The 20034-nt window shown below is 37.2% G+C and carries 17 protein-coding genes and 1 other annotated feature; of the genes, 1 reads left to right on the top strand and 16 read right to left on the bottom strand.

Annotated features, from left to right (window positions below):
• Positions 1–125 precede the first annotated feature (125 nt).
• A complete protein-coding gene (locus J3U73_RS02720; protein WP_103751677.1) occupies positions 126–1073 on the top strand; it encodes a sugar-binding transcriptional regulator in 948 nt (315 codons plus the stop codon).
• On the opposite strand, the gene citX is transcribed toward J3U73_RS02720, so the two are convergent.
• From citX to J3U73_RS02800, 16 genes are all read right to left on the bottom strand, one after another.
• Positions 1066–1608: a citrate lyase holo-[acyl-carrier protein] synthase gene (citX, locus tag J3U73_RS02725; RefSeq protein ID WP_267409487.1), complete on the bottom strand. Its 543-nt coding sequence runs from the start codon at positions 1606–1608 to the stop codon at positions 1066–1068. The genes J3U73_RS02720 and citX overlap by 8 nt on opposite strands.
• Positions 1609–1806: 198 nt before the next feature.
• Positions 1807–3345 (bottom strand): citrate lyase subunit alpha, encoded by a 1539-nt coding sequence (gene citF, locus J3U73_RS02730; protein ID WP_323848361.1) that lies wholly within the window; start codon positions 3343–3345, stop codon positions 1807–1809.
• Positions 3335–4249: a citrate (pro-3S)-lyase subunit beta gene (citE, locus tag J3U73_RS02735; protein WP_220219708.1), complete on the bottom strand. Its 915-nt coding sequence runs from the start codon at positions 4247–4249 to the stop codon at positions 3335–3337. The genes citF and citE overlap by 11 nt, the downstream gene beginning before the upstream one ends.
• Complete coding sequence (gene citD, locus J3U73_RS02740) at positions 4250–4546, bottom strand: citrate lyase acyl carrier protein (protein WP_103751681.1); 297 nt, start codon at positions 4544–4546, stop codon at positions 4250–4252.
• Positions 4536–5594: a [citrate (pro-3S)-lyase] ligase gene (gene citC, locus J3U73_RS02745; protein ID WP_267409489.1), complete on the bottom strand. Its 1059-nt coding sequence runs from the start codon at positions 5592–5594 to the stop codon at positions 4536–4538. The genes citD and citC overlap by 11 nt, the downstream gene beginning before the upstream one ends.
• A 34-nt stretch (positions 5595–5628) precedes the next feature.
• Entirely contained in the window at positions 5629–6420 is a 792-nt protein-coding gene (locus tag J3U73_RS02750) for an alpha/beta fold hydrolase (RefSeq protein ID WP_267409490.1), read from the bottom strand.
• Positions 6421–7887 carry a DASS family sodium-coupled anion symporter gene (locus J3U73_RS02755; protein WP_103751684.1) on the bottom strand — a complete coding sequence of 489 codons (1467 nt, stop codon included), beginning with the start codon at positions 7885–7887 and terminating at the stop codon, positions 6421–6423.
• Positions 7888–7903: 16 nt separating this feature from the next.
• Positions 7904–8602, bottom strand: coding sequence for an RraA family protein (locus tag J3U73_RS02760; protein ID WP_267409491.1), 699 nt, complete (start codon positions 8600–8602; stop codon positions 7904–7906).
• 18 nt (positions 8603–8620) lie between these two features.
• On the bottom strand, positions 8621–9550 hold the full coding sequence (locus tag J3U73_RS02765) for an L-lactate dehydrogenase (protein ID WP_267409492.1): 930 nt from the start codon (positions 9548–9550) through the stop codon (positions 8621–8623).
• A gap of 221 nt (positions 9551–9771) precedes the next feature.
• On the bottom strand, positions 9772–11169 hold the full coding sequence (locus tag J3U73_RS02770) for a flavocytochrome c (protein ID WP_267409493.1): 1398 nt from the start codon (positions 11167–11169) through the stop codon (positions 9772–9774).
• Positions 11170–11198: 29 nt separating this feature from the next.
• Positions 11199–12602, bottom strand: coding sequence for a class II fumarate hydratase (locus tag J3U73_RS02775; RefSeq protein ID WP_267409494.1), 1404 nt, complete (start codon positions 12600–12602; stop codon positions 11199–11201).
• Between the two features lie 225 nt (positions 12603–12827).
• Entirely contained in the window at positions 12828–14876 is a 2049-nt protein-coding gene (locus tag J3U73_RS02780; RefSeq protein ID WP_267409700.1) for a copper-translocating P-type ATPase, read from the bottom strand.
• A gap of 128 nt (positions 14877–15004) precedes the next feature.
• Complete coding sequence (gene brnQ / locus J3U73_RS02785) at positions 15005–16384, bottom strand: branched-chain amino acid transport system II carrier protein (RefSeq protein ID WP_220234567.1); 1380 nt, start codon at positions 16382–16384, stop codon at positions 15005–15007.
• A gap of 137 nt (positions 16385–16521) precedes the next feature.
• Positions 16522–16773 (bottom strand) — a binding site (T-box leader).
• A gap of 89 nt (positions 16774–16862) precedes the next feature.
• A complete protein-coding gene (locus J3U73_RS02790) occupies positions 16863–17507 on the bottom strand; it encodes a copper homeostasis protein CutC (protein WP_267409495.1) in 645 nt (214 codons plus the stop codon).
• 15 nt (positions 17508–17522) lie between these two features.
• Positions 17523–18473, bottom strand: a complete 951-nt coding sequence (locus J3U73_RS02795; protein ID WP_267409496.1) for a N(4)-(beta-N-acetylglucosaminyl)-L-asparaginase — start codon at positions 18471–18473, stop codon at positions 17523–17525.
• A gap of 126 nt (positions 18474–18599) precedes the next feature.
• Complete coding sequence (locus J3U73_RS02800; RefSeq protein WP_267409497.1) at positions 18600–20015, bottom strand: DASS family sodium-coupled anion symporter; 1416 nt, start codon at positions 20013–20015, stop codon at positions 18600–18602.
• Positions 20016–20034: the final 19 nt, after the last annotated feature.

The following is a 20034-nucleotide window of genomic DNA, read 5'->3' on the forward strand; positions in this document are numbered from 1 at the left end:
ATAAATATATTTTATTAACTTTTTAAAATTATTGTTTTAAATAAATTTTTGTTTATATTTTTATAGAATAAAGAGCCGTTTTTGTAATATAATTTAAAATAATATTAAAGAAAAGGGATACCCACATGACACTATTAACAGATGAACAATTAGCTAATATTGCACAAGATTATTTTTTAAGTCAACTAAATATTGCTGATATATCTAATAAATACAACATTTCACGCTACTTAATCACGAAAGCGATTGAAGAAGCTAAGGATAAAGGAATTGTCAAAATCAGCATTTCTCAAAGCCCAAAAAGGTCACAAAAGTTGGAAAATGAATTTCAGCGTATTTTTAATCTCAAAGAAGTTTATATTCTTGAAGATTTAGAAACGAAAAATCAGGACAACGAAGTAATTGTCAACTACGCGGCAAAACAAATTCAAAACTACACTAAATCTGCCCATTTAATCGGTTTAACTTGGGGTACGCTTCTCAAGGATATTATTGATAATTTTACTGAAGAAACAAGGGATGATTTAACTTTTATTCAGCTTGTTGGTCAAGCTGTCAATACCAGTAGACGAAAAAATCAGCTAACACAAGAGGCTGCAGATAAATTTAATGCTAAGAGCTTAACTTTTCCTGCCCCACTTTATTCAATTAATCCGCAAGTCGTAAAAGAGCTTAAAACTGAACCTTACTATGAATATTTTGCTAAGAAATTTTCTGAAATAGATTTGCTTTTTGCCAGCATTGGAACGGTTCAATCATTAGAATCTGACCAATTCTTTATGGATTACTATGCTGAGAATCTATTGAAAAATGTTGATAGCCTGCAAATTGCGGGCGTCATCTTCGGTCGACCATATGATATTAACGGTAACTTTTATAAACCAATTGACTCACACATTTGTGGTATCAGTATGGCGGACATTATGAAAATACCTACTCGTTTTGTTGTCGTTAAAAATCGCTTTAAAGAAGATGCATTGTTAGGAGCATTACGAAGCGGCGTAATTACTCATTTGGTCACAAATAGCGGTATTGCCGAACGCGTTCTACGTAAAAACAAGAGTTTTATTTAACTTGCTGATAGTAAATCCGACTAATATATTCTTGCAATTCTTGTACCGAATGACGTCGTGAGCGAGCACAGTCTTTAGCTGGACGATCGCATAAAAAGCATTTACGAGCGGGCATGTCCAAGTCAGTGCGTGATAGTGCTGCCTGTTGGTTTTTAACTAAAACATCAGCGTCGAAAAGTCGCGTTAATTGTGATTGGTTTTCAAAGTCAACTGCAGTTTTTTTGACGACTCGACTATTGCCATTCACTAAATAAAAATTTTCGCATCCGGTTGGCTTATCCCACTTTTCCATTAATTTAAAGGATAAGTGTTCTTTCTTAAGTGACTCTTCCAAAGTTTTTATACCTGTTAAGAAGAGCTGCTTTAGGTACTGGTTATTTTTAATTGGCCCAGGTATGTTAAGCTTAACGTCCAGTAAAACACTGTGCGGAAACTCTCGAAAAAGTTTTTTCTGTAAATTAACGCGTTGATCTTTGTCCGCAAGAACTTGTTCTATTGATTGTTTTGTTCCAGATGCAAATATAGTTTTAGTCATTAAAAAACTCCTTTTTAAATATAAGAGTTAGAAATCTACTTCGACTTATTCAGAGGTAGGTTTTTGCTCTAAAAATAGAGATCTAATCTTTAGTAATTATAGCTTAAATCAGTTAGGGTTAATTTAGCTAAATATAAAAAGCTTCAAAAGTCATAACTTTTGAAGCTTTTATGATTTATCCAAAAAATTGCTAGACTATTAGTCTTTTACTTCTTTGATTGTGTCAATAATTGTACCATCACGATATTGAATCAATGCTACTGTTCTATCAGTATACTCTAATGGCTTTGGAGTTCCTACTTGTTTTTCAGCCATCTTTTGCAAATCCTTAATATCAACAATCTTAAGCTCTGGTACTTTGCTAAATGCAGCAATTAAATCTTGCCGTTTTGGATTGATTGCAATTCCCCGTTCAGTAACTAAAACATCAATCGAGTCACTTGGAGTAACAACAGTTTCAACTGAAGGTACAATCGTTGCGTTACGTCCACGTACAAGTGGCGCAGTAATAATCGTCATTTTGGCAGAGGCAGCATCTTGGTGACCACCAATTGCACCACGAATTACCCCATCCGAACCAGTCATTACATTAACGTTGAAGTCAGTATCAATTTGTAAGGCCGACAAAATAGCAACATCTAAATTATTTACTACTGCTCCCTTATTATGTGGGTCAGCGTACCAAGAAGCATCAATTTCTTGTTGGTTTTTATTTTTAGCCATTGATGCAGCAGCACCCTTATCAAAGTCCTGCACATCCATTACCTTGTTAACTAGTCCCTCTTCGAGTAAATCAGTGGTTGGTTTGGTAATTCCACCTAATGCAAATGAAGCTGTAATATTATCATCAAGCATCGATTGCCGTAAATACCTAGTTACAGCAAGAGCGGCACCACCAGAACCAGTTTGGAATGAAAAACCTTGCTTATAATATGGAGAATTAACAATCACTTGGTTAACCATCTGCGCAATTTTTAATTCCTTAGGATCCTTGGTAAAACGGGTAGCGCCAGAACCAATTTTATCGGCATCACCAATTTGATCAACTTTTACTATATAGTCAACTTGAGTTTGTTTAATTGATGCAGGCGTATTAGGATAGTCAACGATATTATCAGTAAGTAAAACAACTTTATCTGCGTATTGTGCGTCAACTAAAGCATAGCCTAATGAACCAAAGACTGCATCACCTTCTTGCCCGTTAGCATTTCCAGCTGGGTCAGATACAGGAACACCTAAAAAGGCAACATCAATCTTAATTTCGCCTTCTTCAATTGAACGTGCACGATTACCATGTGAGCGAAAAATAACTGGATTTTTCAGGCCACCATGAGAAACAAAGTCACCAAGACTGCCACGCATACCTGAAGAAGTAATATTCGTAATGACGCCCTTTTTAATTGCCTCAATTACTTTATCATTCATAACGCCGGTTAAAGAAGATGGTGCTAGGGTTAAGTCCTTATAACCGAGTTTAATAATTAAATCCATTACCTTGTTGAAGGCAAAATCACCGTTTCTAAAATGGTGGTGGAAAGAAATAGTCATCCCATCCTTGAGTGTTTTCTTAATAACTTCTTCTAAAGATTCAACTACTTTGTTTTCGCCAGTGGTTACACTAGCTTTAGGAGCCACTCTTTGAACGTCAGGATTACCGATATTAACACCCTCAAATGGTTTTAAACTCATTTTTGTCATTAAATCATCCGGTAAATTGCGTTTTACTTTATTCTCCAATGTAATTGCCCTCCTCATCAATTAAGTTTGACGCTTTGGCTGTTTCGATTACGCGATTAGCCTTTTCAACAACAGGTTTATCAACCATCTTGCCATTCATTGAAATTACTCCAGAGCCCTTAGCTTTAGCTTCGCGAATTGCATTTTGAACTGCTTGAGCATTTTCAATTTCATCTTTGGTTGGGTTGAAGACTTTGTTAACCATTGGAATTTGTCTTGGATTAACCAGTGATTTCCCATCATAACCTAGTTCATAAATATAGTTTGTTTCGCGGTAAAAGCCTTCCGTATCATTCATATTAGAAAAGACAGTATCAAACGCGTAAACGTCAGCTGCACGAGCTGCTTGCAAAACCATATTCCGAGCAAATTCGAGTTCACGACCATCAGGATAACGATGAGTATGCATATCAGCAGTATAGTCTTCACCAGAAACGGCCAAGCCCATCATTAACGGCGTAGAAGTGGCAATTTCAGGAGCGTTTAGAACTCCCTTAGCACTTTCAATAGCTGCCATTACACCGATTGAACCTTTCTCGACGCCATATTCTTGTTCAGCTTTTTCCATATCACTGACCAATTTTTTAATCATTGCAGCAGATTCAGTTTTTGGCAACCGAATAACATCAACGCCAGCTTTAACCATTGCTTTTACGTCTTCATCATAAAATGGTGTATCCTGGCCATTTATTCTAACGACTATTTCTGCTCCGCCGAAATCAACAGTTTTGATGGCATTATATACAAGCATCCGTGCAGCGTCTTTTTCGGTTAGAGAAACAGCATCTTCTAGATCCAGCATAATTGAATCGGCACCATAAATTCCAGCATCTTTAACCATGGCAGGATTATTACCTGGTACAAACATCATGGTTCGACGCAAACGGTTTTTTACATAAGTCATTTATTGCAATACCTCCAATTCTGGTTTATCCGAGGTCTCAGTTGCTCTTTGGGCAGCGGCAAGTGTCCGCGCTGCGATTACACAATCAAGAGCTCCCTTATCAGTGGCCTTTACTTTTGCATTTTCAATGCCATATTTTTGTAAGGTCGTAGTAATTACTTTTTTGATTTGATCACCATAAGCCTTGATAACTTCTGAGTCTAAATCAATTTGAATTCCTTCGTTGCCCTCTGAAATCATGATTTGGATGTCTGAGGACTCTAATGTTCCTGCAACACCAACTGTCTTAATTTCCATTGATATTCATTCCTTTCTTTATTCGCATTTGTAAATCTTGCTTGTTGTTAATAATAAATTGCATTGTGCTAACTGGAACCAAAGGTTTTATTTCTGCTAAATGGTCTTGCTTAATTAGCTGCCGCACTTTTGTTGCTGTTATTACCTGACTATCTGCTTGGAAACGTTCAACAATTTTAACTTCGATATCAGGACTTAAAGTCTTTATCAGGCTTTGATTATAGAAATTAGTTGTTCGCGAAAGTGGTTCTGTTCCTAAATATCTTCTGTTAATTGTTAGAGCGGGAGCAACATAGTTTTTAAAAACTAAGGCATCAATTTCAGTCTGAACAGTAATTAAATCATCGGCTGATTTTAGGAAATAAGCTGGAAATGTCGACTGGGAAACCATATAGTCTCCACCACTGACGACAAGGACATTTTTTAAATCCTTTGTCCCCTCTTTTACCAGCTGCATCCTTTCATTGGTTTTAAAGAGCGAAGCATCTGTAGCCACAACAAAAACATAAACCAAATCATTTTCTTTACTTGCTAATTCAACGAGTTGACGATGACCAAGCGTAAAAGGGTTTGCATTCATGACAATTGCTGCCACTTGCAGTTTTTCTTGGTCTTTAACCCGAGGAATTTGTGCTAAAAAATCATTAATATCTGGCGTCCCATTTTCTAAAAAAGCGGCTGACTCATTATGAGCGAGTTCTTGAAATCCTAAATGGGCAAAACTTGTAGAATACTTTTCTTTGGTGAAAACAAAGCTATGAAAAATCTGTTGACTAAAGAGATATTGCTGCAAAGCAGTAATTATCTGGTTGAAACGAGCACCTGGAGTTGTTTCATCATCATTTGAAACCGCGATGTACTTTAAGACATTGTTCGCTGTACTTCCGGTACCAACTAATTCCCCGTCTTCATTAATCAAACCTAAAGTATGATCAATCACGTTGACTTCACGGGAATTAAAATTTGATAGACCATGATGAAGCAAAAAATTTTGCCATTTTTTGTATGTCTCTGGTGTTTTTAAATAAAGATCTACGATCTTATCCATTAAGTAACTTCCTCTTCAATATCAACTTCTGCATTCAATTATGCAAGAAATTTATTATTTCTTTGTACATCAAATTTGGTTGTTCAGCCTGAATTAAGTGCCCACAATTAGGAATCACTTTTGCCTTAATTAATGGATTTAATTTTGTTGTTGCTTCAGCAAAGTGATAGTCAAAAAAGGGTGACTTTTCACCAGCCAAAACTAGCATTGGCTTCTTTAATTCAATCAGCACATCACGCCAATCTTGTTCAGCATGATTAATGCGACACAATAGGTTTTCTTCAGGATGATATGGAAAACTTTGAGCTTCCTTTTTTGCGAGTGCAAACATTGCATCGTCAACGTGGGTGGCCATCCCGGTACCAAAATCGGCCTTTAGATAGCTCGGATAATTATTCCAAGTAAGGTCTTGGTATCCGTATTGCCAAGTTTTATCTTTTATCATTTTGGGAGGTTGATCCAAATCCACGATCGCCTTTAGGCGCTTTTCACCATAAAGTGAAATATAAGCCCACAAATTCGCAGCACCCATCGAATTGCCAATGCCAATAATATCAACTAAATCTAGCTTTTCAATCAACTGATTTAAATCAGCGGCATGTCGACTAATTCTTTGGCCTTTAAATGTTCGCGCAGATCTGCCCTGGTTTCTTGGATCGATAATAATAAAACGATAATCTGAGCTAAAAAGCTCTATTGCCTTTTGCCATAATGCGGCAGAGCCACCGATTCCCGGGATAGCAAGAATTGGTGGTTGCGTAGTTTTTGTATCATAATAATGGATTCTTACTCCATCATTAGTTATAAAGTCTGCTTGACTAATCATTTACCACATGCCAATAATTTTCATCCAGAAAGTACCGATTACCCCGAAAATCAATAGATATACGATACCGAGGATAAAGTTCATCTTCCACCATTCGCTTTGTTTGATATAACCGGTGGTGGCTAAAATGGAAGCTGGTCCGTTGGCATAATGTGTAGTTGAAGCGTTAATTGCACCAGTGAATGCTAAAAGCATTGCTGACAGGGCAAGTGGTGCTCCGGTAGCGACTGCTACTGATAAAAATGGTAGATACAATGCTGTCATATGAGCTGTTCCACTGGCAAAGAAGTAGTGGGTGTAGAACATTAGAATTACTAATACTGCTAAAACAATTTCCCAGCTAATTCCGTGAAGGCCAGATTGGATAGTCTTTGAGAACCAATCAATAAAACCAAATGAGATTAGCTTGCTAGCCATAAATACCAAAATTGATAGCCAGATTAAAATGTTCCAAGCTCCAGTCTGCTTCAAAGCATCCTGCATGGTCAAAACCCCAGTTAACAAGAGTAGGCCAACAGCTAAGAATGCAACGAAAGTTGAATCTAATTGTGGAATTTTATAAATTCCTGATAAAACCCATAAAACAATCGCCAACAAGAAAACTGCAGACATTATTTTTTCAGGCTTAGTGACAGGACCCATATCTGCTAAACGGTCATCTGCCCATTTTTTAGCATTAGGAGTTTCCTTAATCTCAGGTGGGAAAATTTTATAAATGATTAATGGAATGACAATTGTTGCAATTATTGCTGGCACAATTGCTGCAGTAAACCAGCTTATCCAGCTCATTTGATAGCCCTTTTGAATTGCCATTTGGGAAGCAACCATATTAGGAGCAGCACCTGTAATAAACAGAGCTGTCGAAATGACGTTAGCATGAAAGGCAATAAAACTTAGATAGGCACCGATTTTTTTCCGAGATGGATCATTTGGTAAAGAATCATAGTCTTTTGAGATTGATTCTGTGACTGGCCATACTACCCCACCTGTACGTGCACTATTAGAAGGAATTAAAGCTCCGAGAATCAATTCAAGACCAGTAATGGCATAGCCAATTCCAATCGAGCGTTTACCAAAACGACGAATCATCCAATAAGCGATTCTATTTCCTAAACCGGTTTTACTAATACCATAGGCCATGATAAAAGCCATTGCAATCAACCAAGAAGCGGAGTTACTGAAAGCACTCAGGATCCCGGCATTAACTGCACCGGTTTTTGGATTTACTTCATTTTGAATTGGTGCTAAACCAACCAAAACAGTTACAATCAAACCAATTAATGTGGTACCACCAATTGGTAAGGGTTTAGTAATACAGCCAACAATGGTAGCTACAAATATTGCAAACATTTCCCATGCTTGTGCTGATAAGCCATACGGTCGAATTGGAGTAAAACACCATAAAGCAATACCAATTATTACTGGTAAAACAAATCCTTTATAGTTTACTTTCTCTAAAGTTTTCATAATTATCCTCTTTTATTTATGGGCGGTAAATATCGTCGATAATTTTATAATCCTTGTTTTTCAGTTCCTCATCAAGCCAGTCAATATTTCCTGTTCCATTATGAAAACTCTCAGTTTTACGATCATCTTCTTGGTGAAAGGCCTGGACTTTAGGAAGTAATTCAGTCGTCTTTTCACGAGCTACTTTAACCACGCCATCAGCATCGCCAACAATTAAATCACCAGGATTTACGCTGACCTCACCACAAGAAACTGGAATATTAATTTCTCCTGGACCTTCCTTATATGGACCATTTGGCGAAGTGCTTACAGCATAAATGGGAAGATCCCAATTGCGTAAGCTATCAATGTCACGCATCGGACCATCTACAACAACACCAGCTACGTGTCTTTGATCACGAAGCCATGTCATCATAACTTCACCGATAACGGCCCTAGTATTGTCGCCCTCATTATCAATTACAATGACATCACCTTCATGACAGTATTTTAAAGCCGCATAAATAGTTAAGTTATCACCAGGACGATTATGAACTGTAAATGCCGGGCCACACATCTCTTTTGTAGGACTAGACATCAACTTAATGCGAGTAGCCATTGCCCCTCTGCGATTCATACAGTCCGCTATATTAGATGTCGGCAAATCCTTATAGCCTTCAACAATTTCTTTATCAGGAAGTTCTCTTTTCAGGAAAATCCGTTTACCAACTTGCATGTTTATCTCTTTTCTTCACTAATCTAAGCTAATTCCAGCAAGAACTTCTTGCATCTTATCTGCAGAATTGAGCATTTTCTTAATTTCAGAATCAGATAATTTAGCTTCAATAACATGACTAATACCAGTTCCATCAATTGCTGTAGGAGTTCCTAGGTAAAGGTCATGCTTAATGCCGTATTCACCATTAATTGGTGCTGAAAGTGGCAAAACAATTGCACGATTATCCAGAATGGCACTAACAATTTGAGTCAGCATCATTGCGATGCCATAGAATGTGGCACCTTTGTTTTCAATAATCTTGCCACCCTTTTGGCGAATATCTGCTTCAATATCATTTAAGACATCAGCAGTAATTGCGTCATAATCTTTTAAGGCTTTTTTAGCAACAACTGATTCATCAAAGTTTTCAAATGAAGTATCACCGTGTTCGCCAAGAACCATTGAATTTACTTCAGCTACAGGCACATTCAATTTTCTTGCAAGTTCAACTTGTAAACGAGCTGAATCAAGAGAAGTACCTGTACCAATAACCTTATTCTTAGGAAAACCAGATAATTTTTGGGTTAAAGTGGTCAAAATATCAACTGGGTTTGCTGAAACTACAAACACTCCATCAAAGCCGGAATCTACAACTGGTTGAATAATACTCTTCAAGATTTTGACATTTTTGTTTACTAAATCTAATCTAGTCTCTCCGGGTTTACGCGGAACGCCTGCAGTGATTACTACCACATCAGCATCCTTTGCATCTGAATACTCGCCGGCATGAATATTACACTCACCAGCAAATGGGATGATGTCTTCAAGATCCATTGAATCGCCTATTGGCCTTTTTTTAACAACATCAGTGATGACTAGTTCATCAACATTTGTATGTTGCAGTAGGTCATTGGCAAAAGTTGATCCAACAGCTCCATCACCAACAAGTAAAACTTTTCTAGACATAATTTAATCCTTTCAATCTCTAAAAAATGAAATCCTTTTCATCTGTCATTATATATGTGAAATGGAAATTTTGCAATATTTTAAAGAAATAAATTATTTTTTACTTTTTTAAATATTAAAACTAATTTTTATTTTTCAATTTTAAAAAATAAAAGTAAATTTACAAAATTAAAAAAGCACTCAATTTTACTAAGTGCTTTTAAAACTTTAAAATTCAATTACTATTTTGCTGAATGAACAAATTCAGCCATTTGCATACCTGCTTGGCGACCAAAGATAACTGTTTCAGCAATTGAGTTACCACCAATTCGGTTATTTCCATGCAATCCACCAGAAACTTCGCCAGCTGCGTAAAGGCCAGAGATGATATTTCCATTAGTATCTAAGACTTCTGTCTTAGGTGTAATGTGAATACCACCCATAGTGTAGTGAATAGCCGGATTAATGTGGATAGCAAAGAAAGGTCCGCGGTCAATTGCACGGTCCATCCCAGTTGTCCGGTTAAATTCTTGGTCATTGCCTGACGAAACGGCTTCATTCCAAGTCTTAACAGTATTTTCTAAGTTTTGACCATTAATACCGTTTGCTTCCGCAATTTCGCTTAACGTGTCACCGTGGCTTACTAAACCGATGTGATCATAAAATTCAACGGCAGTGAAATTGTCACGAATACCCTGATCAAAAATGAGGTAAGCCCCATTTTCGTGCAAGTCATTAATTGAATTAGAAACAATTTTACGGGTATTCATTTCATTAACAAAGCGTTTACCAGCCTTATTAACTAAGATTGCTCCCTCACCACGAAGTCCTTCACCAATCAAGTAAACATGGTCTGTGTCTGTTTGAGCGGTCGGATGTACCTGGATAAAGTCCATTTGTTCGAGTTGAGCATCAATTTGATCAGCTAACTTAAGTCCGTCACCAGTTGCACCTGGTTGATTAGTTGTTTTAAAGTCGACTAAGTCTGGTCGATATTTCTTGATCAATTCTTTTGATGAGCCAAAACCACCACTGGCAAGTAATACTGCCTTGGCATTAACAATCTTGTTCCCTGCTTCAGTTTCAAGTTCGACACCAGTAACATTCTTATTGTCATCTTGAACTAACTTAATTACCTTAGAATTGTTAAAAACAGGAATATTTTCTTTTTGGATTTGCTTTAACGCACCGGTAACAAGGTAATTTCCGACAGGTGCCATTGAAGCAGGACGGTGGGCACGCTTTTTACTCATTCCACCAGTAATAGTTAAATTGGTTAATTCAATTCCATGATTACTCAACCAGTCAATTGCAATAGCTGAATGATCCACGAAGTAACGCAGCAATTCAGGGTCATTTAATCGACCTCCGCCTTGCATTGTTTCTTGGTAAAAATCTTCTTTGTTATCAATAATTCCTTCGTTAATTTGAACCAAGCTTTCTGATGCATTCATACCGGATGAAGCCCGATTAGTGTTTCCACCTAGTTCAGCATTTTTTTCAAAAACAGCTACTTTTAAGCCCAATTCATTTGCCTGAATTGCGGCTGTTAACCCGGCACCACCAGCACCGACGATTATTGCATCGTAACTATCTTTTATTTCGGAACATTTGCTTGGTGTAAAGACAAATTTAGCCATTAATCTAATCTTCTCCTATACCTATAATATTATTTTTCAGGTTCAGTACGATCAATATTGGTCATTTCCATGTAGTCCATCCATTCATCGTATTGCTCTTCTGTAACTTCACCACTCTTCAAAGCTGCTTCTTTCAAAGTTGTACCTTCTTTGTCAGCAGCTTGAGCAATTTTAGCGGCAGCATGGTAACCAATATGAGGTGACAAGGCAGTAACTGTCATCAATGAATTTTCTAGTAGCTCATCCATCTTTTCTGAGTTAACAGTTAAGCCATCAATCATCTTATCAGCAAAGCCCTCAATTGTTCCAGTTAAAATATCACAAGAATCAAGGAATGCAGCAATCATAACTGTCTTGAAAACATTCATTTCGAAATTACCTTGTGACGCGGCAAAAGTGATGGTGGTATCATTGCCGAAAACTTTTGCGGCTGCCATTGTTACAGCTTCAGCCTGAGTTGGGTTTACTTTACCTGGCATGATTGATGAACCCGGTTCATTAGCAGGAATGTTCAATTCATGGTAAGCAGCTCTAGGACCAGAAGCTAAGAAACGAATATCCTGGGCAATCTTAAACATATCAGCGGCTAATGTCTTTAGTGCGCCATGAACAACATCGATTCCTGAGTGATGTGCCAGACCCCAGAATTTATTCGTTTTAACCTTAAATTCATGTCCATATACTTTTGACAATTTAGCTGCAATTTTTTCGGTCATTCCAGGAGCAGCATTTAAGCCAGTTCCAACAGCAGTTCCACCTATTGCTAATTCATACAATGTTGGCTTAAGCTCTTGAATATATTCTAAATCATGCTTTAGGGCAGAGATATAACCGGAAACTTCTTGACCAAAAGTAATTGGCGTAGCATCTTGCAAGTGAGTACGACCAACTTTCACCGTCTTCCAATACTTGTCTTGTTTAACTTTGAGTTTTTCAATTAAATGCTTAATTGCAGGCTCCAGTTTATCAAGTGCTTCAACGGCAACAATATTCATTGCCGTTGGATATGTATCATTTGAAGATTGACCACGATTAACATCATCGTTAGGCAAAATATTCAATCCTGGGTGCAATTTATTAGCTAAATTAGCAACAACTTCATTAACATTCATATTGCTTTGCGTTCCTGAACCAGTTTGCAAAACATGAAGTGGAAAGTCTTTTTGTAATTCTTCGTCTCTTAATTGAAGTAAGTGATCAACCGCATCTTCAATGGCTGCTCCTTTTTCTTCAGGTTCATCTCCAACCTCGACATTTGATTCAGCAGCTGCCTTTTTCAAGTTAAGAAAGGCCCGAATAATTGCTAATGGCATTAATTCACCGCTTGGAAAATTATTCCGGCTCCTTTCAGTTTGCGGACCCCACAGTGCATCCTTAGGAATTTTAACTGGACCGATCGTGTCACTTTCAACACGGTATTCTTCTTCGTTCATTTTAGTTCTCCTTTTTGGTTTTTACTATATTTTATCTGAAAAATTGCCGATTTACGACTTCAATACTCATCATACCTGTTCTTAAATTTTATTTCAATATTTTTCAAAAGAAAGGGCTTTCCTTTTAATTTTTTAAAAAGAAGTTTTATTTTTTGAAATCAACCCCACGACCAATATTTTGTAAACAAAAAGCACCCCACACAGGAGATGCTTAGAATTCATTTATTAAATATGAAGAGTTTCAGCATTAATTGCTACAATAACTGTCGACAAGGACATTAAAATTGCTCCGACAGCCGGTGCTAAAATAATGCCCCATGGGGCCAAAATACCTGCCGCTAGTGGTAGTGCAATAATATTATAACCTGCTCCCCACCATAAATTTTGAACAGTTTTCTTTTGCGTATTCTGTGCCAGTTTCAAAAAGCTAATAATATCTGTTGGTTCGCTGTTTACTAAAACGACATCGGCTGAATCAACAGCTACATCAGTCCCTGCTCCAATTGCGACCCCAATATCAGCTTTAGCCAAACTAGGAGCATCATTGATTCCGTCACCAACCATCATGACTTTGTTGCCTTCACTTTGTAATTTAGCAACAATTTTTTGTTTGTCTTCAGGCATCAATTCTGAATAAACTTCTGTTATTCCGAGTTTCTTAGCAATACTATTAGCAACTTTTTCATTATCACCAGTTAACATTACTGGGGTAATATTTAATTGTTTTATTTGCTTAATCAACGAACTTGCAGATGATTTAACTTGGTCACCCACAGCAACATAACCAATTAGAGTTTTATCTTGAATCAAGTAACTAGTAGTATAATCGGCAACATCAATAATCGGAAAATTAGTTATGATTTCGCGGGCCGCTTTTTCATTTACTAGTAAATATTCTTTACCACCTAAAACACCCGAAACACCTTTACCCGAAATATTTTTACTCTCAGATAACGGCAACAACTCAATCTGCTTTTCATGCGCATATTGCAAAATACTTTTTGCGATTGGGTGAGTTGAATCTTGCTCAATCGAAGCAATTAATTTCAATGCTTCAATCGGAGACATTGATTCTTTTAATGAATCACACTTACGTACTTGAAATTTACCCTCAGTCAGTGTGCCCGTTTTATCCATTAAAAGATAGTTAATCTTAGAGCTGACACTTATCACATTTCGATTTCTAATTAATAAACCATTTTTGGCACCAATAGAAGTGCTTTTAGCATTAACCAATGGAATTGCTAGCCCTAAAGCATGAGGACATGCAATTACTAAAACGGTAACCATTCTTTCTAGCCCATCGGCAATGCCATTGATGCTTGTCCACACGATTAGCGCAATGATACCAATAATTAACGCTGCGTAGAAAAGCCAACCAGAAACTTGGTCAGCCAAGGTTTGCAGCTTTGATTTATTCATCTGCGAAGATTGAACAAGTTTATTAACATTAGCCAAAAAACCGGAATTGGCAGAGTTTGTTACTTTAATAGTTAATGCATTTGAACCATTAACAGAACCCCCGATTACTTTATCGTCTTTTTTACGCGTAACATCATTCGATTCGCCCGTAACTAGCGATTCATTAATATCACTTGTACCATTCAAAATAATCCCATCAAGGGGAATACTTTCACCCGGCTTAACAATAATCGTTGCGTCTTTTTGAACTTCATTGATAGCAACATCACTAGTTTGACCGTCTCGTTGAACATGAACTTTATCCGGCAGCAACTTGGCCAAATCATTAACTGAACTGCTTGCGTTCATTACCGAGGTCATTTCAATCCAATGCCCAAGTAACATAATTAAAATCAACGTTGCTAATTCCCAAAAGAAATCCATTATATGATTTTTACTATTCAGCAGATCGTTTTGGATAAATGCATATAGACTATAAACATAGGCAGTCGTAATTCCCAATGAGATTAAAGTCATCATTTCTGGCTTTTTAGACTTTAATTCGTAGTACGCTCCCTTAAGAAACGGCTCGCCACCGTAAACAAAAAGAATAGTAGCAAAAATAACAACAACCCATTCGGAGCCAGGAAACGAAAATTGAAATGGCAAATGGACTCCCATTGCAGGTGCTAAAAATAGAATAGGAAGTGAAAGAATTACGGAAATCCAAAATTTTTGTTTTAAATTGCCCATGTGCATCATGTGATTGCCATGCATCATCATGTCACCACCACCCATGCTCATTTGCTGGCCATGATCCATATGCATTGATGAATCATGGTTCATTCCATGACTATTATCATTCATATTCATATTATTCAAATTAATCAAGTCCCATCTTTAAACATCAACCATATCATTCAGTTAACTTTAATCTACTTTGATAAGTGAATAATGTCAAAGAAGAGGCTCAACAATTTAGTAACAGCTAATTAAAAAATTTAAGCCTTTTTGAGCTTAGCATTTTGATATAAATGATGGATAAAGCCGATTACTAAGCCAATAATTGTTGGAATCACCCAGTCCATGCCAATTTTGGCAAAAGGTAGAAAACGAGTTTGAATAGCTTGTAATTGCAGAGCCCAAGGTTGCTGGCTTACTACAGGAGGAAAAGAGGCAATCATGTCAAAAATAGCTGGAATAAAAGTTAATCCGACTGCCCAGTAATAAACTATTGCATCATGATTAAATAACGGGCCAGTAATTGACAAGATTATCAGAACAATTGCAATTGGATAAAGGAACATTAACATTGGTGTTGACCATGATATGATTGTGTCAAGCCCAAAATTAGCGGTGATAAAAGAAGCCACTGTCATTATCAATAGCCAAGTATGATAACTAATTTTGTTGAAACTGCGGTGAAAATCTTGCGCAAAGGCTGCTAATAAGCCAACTGCTGTTGTTAAACAGGTCAATGTTACTAAGGTCGCCAGCAACGCATGGCCAAAGTCTCCTAAATAGTAAGTAACAATTTGGTTAAAAGTGGTACCTCCTTCTGGAGCGATTTTAAAATGATTAAGTGTCGTTGCTCCGAGCCAAATTAAGCAAATATAAATAATTCCAATAGCACTTGTTGCCAATACACCAGCCTTAGCAGTCACTTTTGCGTTACTCTTAGCTGAGGTTTTACCCAGCTGCTTAACTGCCGAAACAATCGTATAGCCAAAAGCTAAACCAGCTAATGCATCCATCGTGTTATAGCCTTGCAAAAAACCGTTAAAAAATGGCATGGTTTGATAAGCAGGAGTAACACTTTGCTGTTTAGCAGCCCCCATAGGTGAAATTGCTGCCAATAAAAAAATAAAGAATAACAACACTAAGAATAGTGGATTTAATATTTTTCCGATACTTTCTAATATTGATGATTGCTTATATGAAATAATAAAAGCTAATATAAAAAAGACCGCAGAGAAAAGTAATAGACTAATTTGAGAGTATTTTTGCGGTAAAATTGGAGCTAGGCCAACCGAAAAAGAAATACTCGCTGTTCGCGGTGTTGCAAATAATGGTCCTAAAGTTAAATGGATTAGAACCATAAAAGCAAGTGCAAATTTAGGCCCAAGTGGTAGACCGATATCATAAACACCTTTTGCATGGCTGGCACTAATAGCTAAAACTGCTAATAAAGGTAATAAAACTGCTGTGACCAAAAAGCCAAAGGTTGCCATTCCCCAGTTTGCGCCCGCCATTTGACCCAAATGAATGGGGAAAATTAAATTTCCTGCTCCGAAAAAAAGTCCGAATAACAAAGAGGCAACAACAAGATATTGCTTCCAGGTTAAGGGCTCTTGATTTAAGTCTTGTTCTAAATTTTCCATAATAAATCTCCTTTAATTTATACTCGCTGATGGTTCCGACATTCTTTGTATCAATATTCCATATGAAAGACCACTTTCTGCGTAATTTTAGAAAGGTAAGCTTAGGTTTTGTAACTAAAAAAGCACCCTTGAAATTAATCAAGGGTGCTTTTAACACGGTACCACCTAAATTACTAATAACCTAGTCAGAAAAAACCAAGTTAATAAGTCACTTCACGTACGGCAATAATGCGATACGCTAACACGATAATGGGTGTTCCCAATATTAGCTACTTTTAATTCACCATATAGCTCAAAGTTACTTTCACTCTGCCATCACGGTTCTTTTTCAGCAACAGAACTCTCTAAAACGCTACGTGCAAAGTTACTTTTCTTTTCATTGCTTTCTTAATATTAATAATATTTTAATCAAGACATTATTTTTTGTCAACGTCAAATCTAAAAAATAAGACTAATCAACTCATTCTGCCTATCATAATCATTTTGGCAACACAATCTTTGTTCCATGCAATTGATTAACTCTTAGTTCACCAGCAACCAAAGATGCATTACTAGTATTAATTCCACCGCCAGGTAAAATTTCAATTTGGTTATTCGCCCAAGCAATAATCTTTTTCAAATGATCAAAGTTGGCTTCTACCGGCTCTTCTAAATTTCCTCCGTGCGTCAAGATACGTTTAACACCCATACTAATCAATGATGTTACTGCATTTTTTTGGTCAGATTCTGTTATATGATCAAACGCCATATGCATTACAACGTCAAGTCCTAGTGCTGTAGCTAGCGAAACTAGCTCTTCCATTTGGACCTTATTAAGCAAATGTTGCTTAGTCAAGCAGCCAAATGTCACTGCGTCTGCTCCTAACAAGCCCGCAATTTGAATATCATTTTTCATCATATCCAGTTCGATACTATCGTAAACAAAATTGCCACCTCTGGGCCTAATCATAACAACGACTGGAACCTGAAAACCATGAGCATAATCAACCGTTTTTTTGATAACACCAAATGAAGGAGTTGTTCCCCCAGCCTGTAAATTATTATTTAATTCAATTCTACCGGCTCCTGCAGCAATATTCTTAGGGACAGACACAAAATTTTCAACACATGCTTCTTTAATCACGATTGTTTCTCTTTCTTAATCTAATGGAATATGAGTTTCAGCCTTAAATTTTTCGAGCCATTTTTGTGTAAATGGAAAAATATGGGTTTTGTTGTCCTCCGGCTCAGCTACAAAAATTGTTGGCGTTTGATTAGTGCCAGCTACACAAAAAGCAAATTGAACGTTAGTAGCTACGCCAAAATTACCGTTTTGATCCAAAGCAATAAGTGATATCGCTCCTACGCTACCATATTTTTCCTTTAGCTTATTAATAAAGGGGTAAAGTGCCTCATCACAAGCCTGTTGTGGACTTTTTCCCTCACCCATTTTATTAACAATTTCATAGGACAGGCATCCCTTCATAATATCTTCGCCAAGACCTGTCGCAGCTGCTCCACCAATAGAACTATCGACATAAAAGCCTGCTCCCGATAAAGGTGAGTCACCTATTCGCCCATTTTCTTTCATAAATAATCCGGAAGTTGATGTTGCCGCAACCATCGAACCTTTTTGATCAAGCGTAACCGCACCAACCGTATCATGCCCATCATAAGGGACTAAGTTTTCCTGCTTTTTAGCTTGAATTCTATCTTCCCACTGAGTTTTTGCTTTTTTAGTTAGCATATTTGTCATGGTAAAACCATTTTGCATGGCAAACTTAGTAGCACCTTGACCAACTAAAAAGCTATTCGTTTTGCGTTCACTTAATTTTCGTGCAACAGATACTGCATTTTTGACATTTTCAATTGCGGCTACCGATCCTTGAGCAAAAGTGTCACCTTCCATGTAACCAGCATCCATCTGCACCACGCCCTCTTCATTGGGTAGACCGCCGTAACCAACAGAGTGGTAATCGGGAAAAGATTCTACATCATTAATTAGTTGTTCAACTGCATCACCGGCAGATTGATGCTCTTGTAATAATTTACTGGCCTTTTTAAGTCCCTTAAAGGACATTCTCCAAGTCGAAATTGCTGCCCAAGTCATGTTTTTACCTTCTTTTTATTAATTTAGATAATTTTAATCTTAAACTATGTATAGAAGAGTTACAACTATTGGTAACAACAAAAAAAGATTCTAACCTAATATAAAAGGCTGAGAATCTTTTTGTAATTACCACATTCCAATTACTTTTGTCCAAACAAGTCCGCCGCCAAGCCAGATTACGTTCAAGACAACGCCAATGATGGCACTGAGTTTCCACCAATCTTTATTGGAAACATAACCAGTTGAAGATAATAAAGCGGCTGGACCCGCAGAGTAGCTCGAAGTTGACAGGTATAGTGAACCATCTAATGCAAGCATTAAAGCGGCCATGACTGGCGGTACTCCAGCACCAATTGCTATTGATAAAAAGCCAGCATATAGAGCTGAAATTTGAGTTGATACACTTGGGAATAAATAATGTAGGTAAAAGTAAGCCAAATATAAAATTACTAATACTAAAACCCAATTCATTCCGTGCAGTGCACTTCCCAGAGTCTTTGAAAACCATGGGAAAAAGCCAAGCGTCATTAGTTTTTGCGACATCAACATGATGATTGACAACCAAGTTAAGATATTCCAAGCAAAGCTTTGTCCAAGAATATCTTTAACATTGATAACACCACAAATAAGTAAAAGAGCCACGGCGATAAAACTAACTTGGGTAGCATCAATTCCAAATTCTGGTCCAACTAACCATAAAATAACTGACAGTAAGAAAACGATTCCCATAATCTTTTCGGCAGCCGTCATTTTGCCAAGTTTTTTCAATTTATCGTCTGCCCAATCATGAGCATTAGGAGTTTCCTTAATCTTCGGTGGGTAAATTTTATATAAAATAAAAGGAACGACTAATAATGAAATCAAACCAGGAACAATCGCTGCTAAAAACCATTGCATCCATGAAATTGAAATATTTTGCGTTTTTGCTATTCCAAGAGCTACCATGTTACCAGCTAAGCCGGTTAAAAACATAGTTGAAGTGACAATATTAACTTCGTACTCATTAAAAACCAGGAAAGAACCCATGTCCCGTTCTGTTCCCTTTTTAGGATCAGAACCCATTTCTTTTGATAAGTTATCAATAATCGGGTACATAATGCCATTAACACGCGCGTTGTTACTTGGAATACCAATTGCCAAAACAGTCTCAACTAAGGATAATGCGTAAGCTAAGCCTAAAGTTCTTTTACCAAAAGTTTTAACAAAGAAATAAGCAATTCTCTTACCTAATCCAGATTTGATAAAGCCTGCTGCCATAAACATGCACATTGCAACCATCCAGGCCGTCGAATTACCGAATCCCGCCGTAACTTCGTCCATTTTGAAGATACCGGTTAAGGTGGCAATTACGACAGCAATAATAGTTGTAGCCATCATTGGTAACGGCTTAGTCACACAAGCAACGATGGTTGCAATAAAAATCGCGAACAAGTACCAAGCTGTGACATTGATTGCTGTTGGTCTAATCGGTGTGACTAGCCAAAGAATAAGGCCAATCCCCACTGGCAAGAGCCACTTTTTCCATTCAAATTTATCTAACATTTTTGTTTTCTCCTTAGAA

The organism is Lactobacillus sp. B4005 (genome assembly GCF_026536045.1).
Lineage (GTDB): Bacteria > Bacillota > Bacilli > Lactobacillales > Lactobacillaceae > Lactobacillus > Lactobacillus panisapium.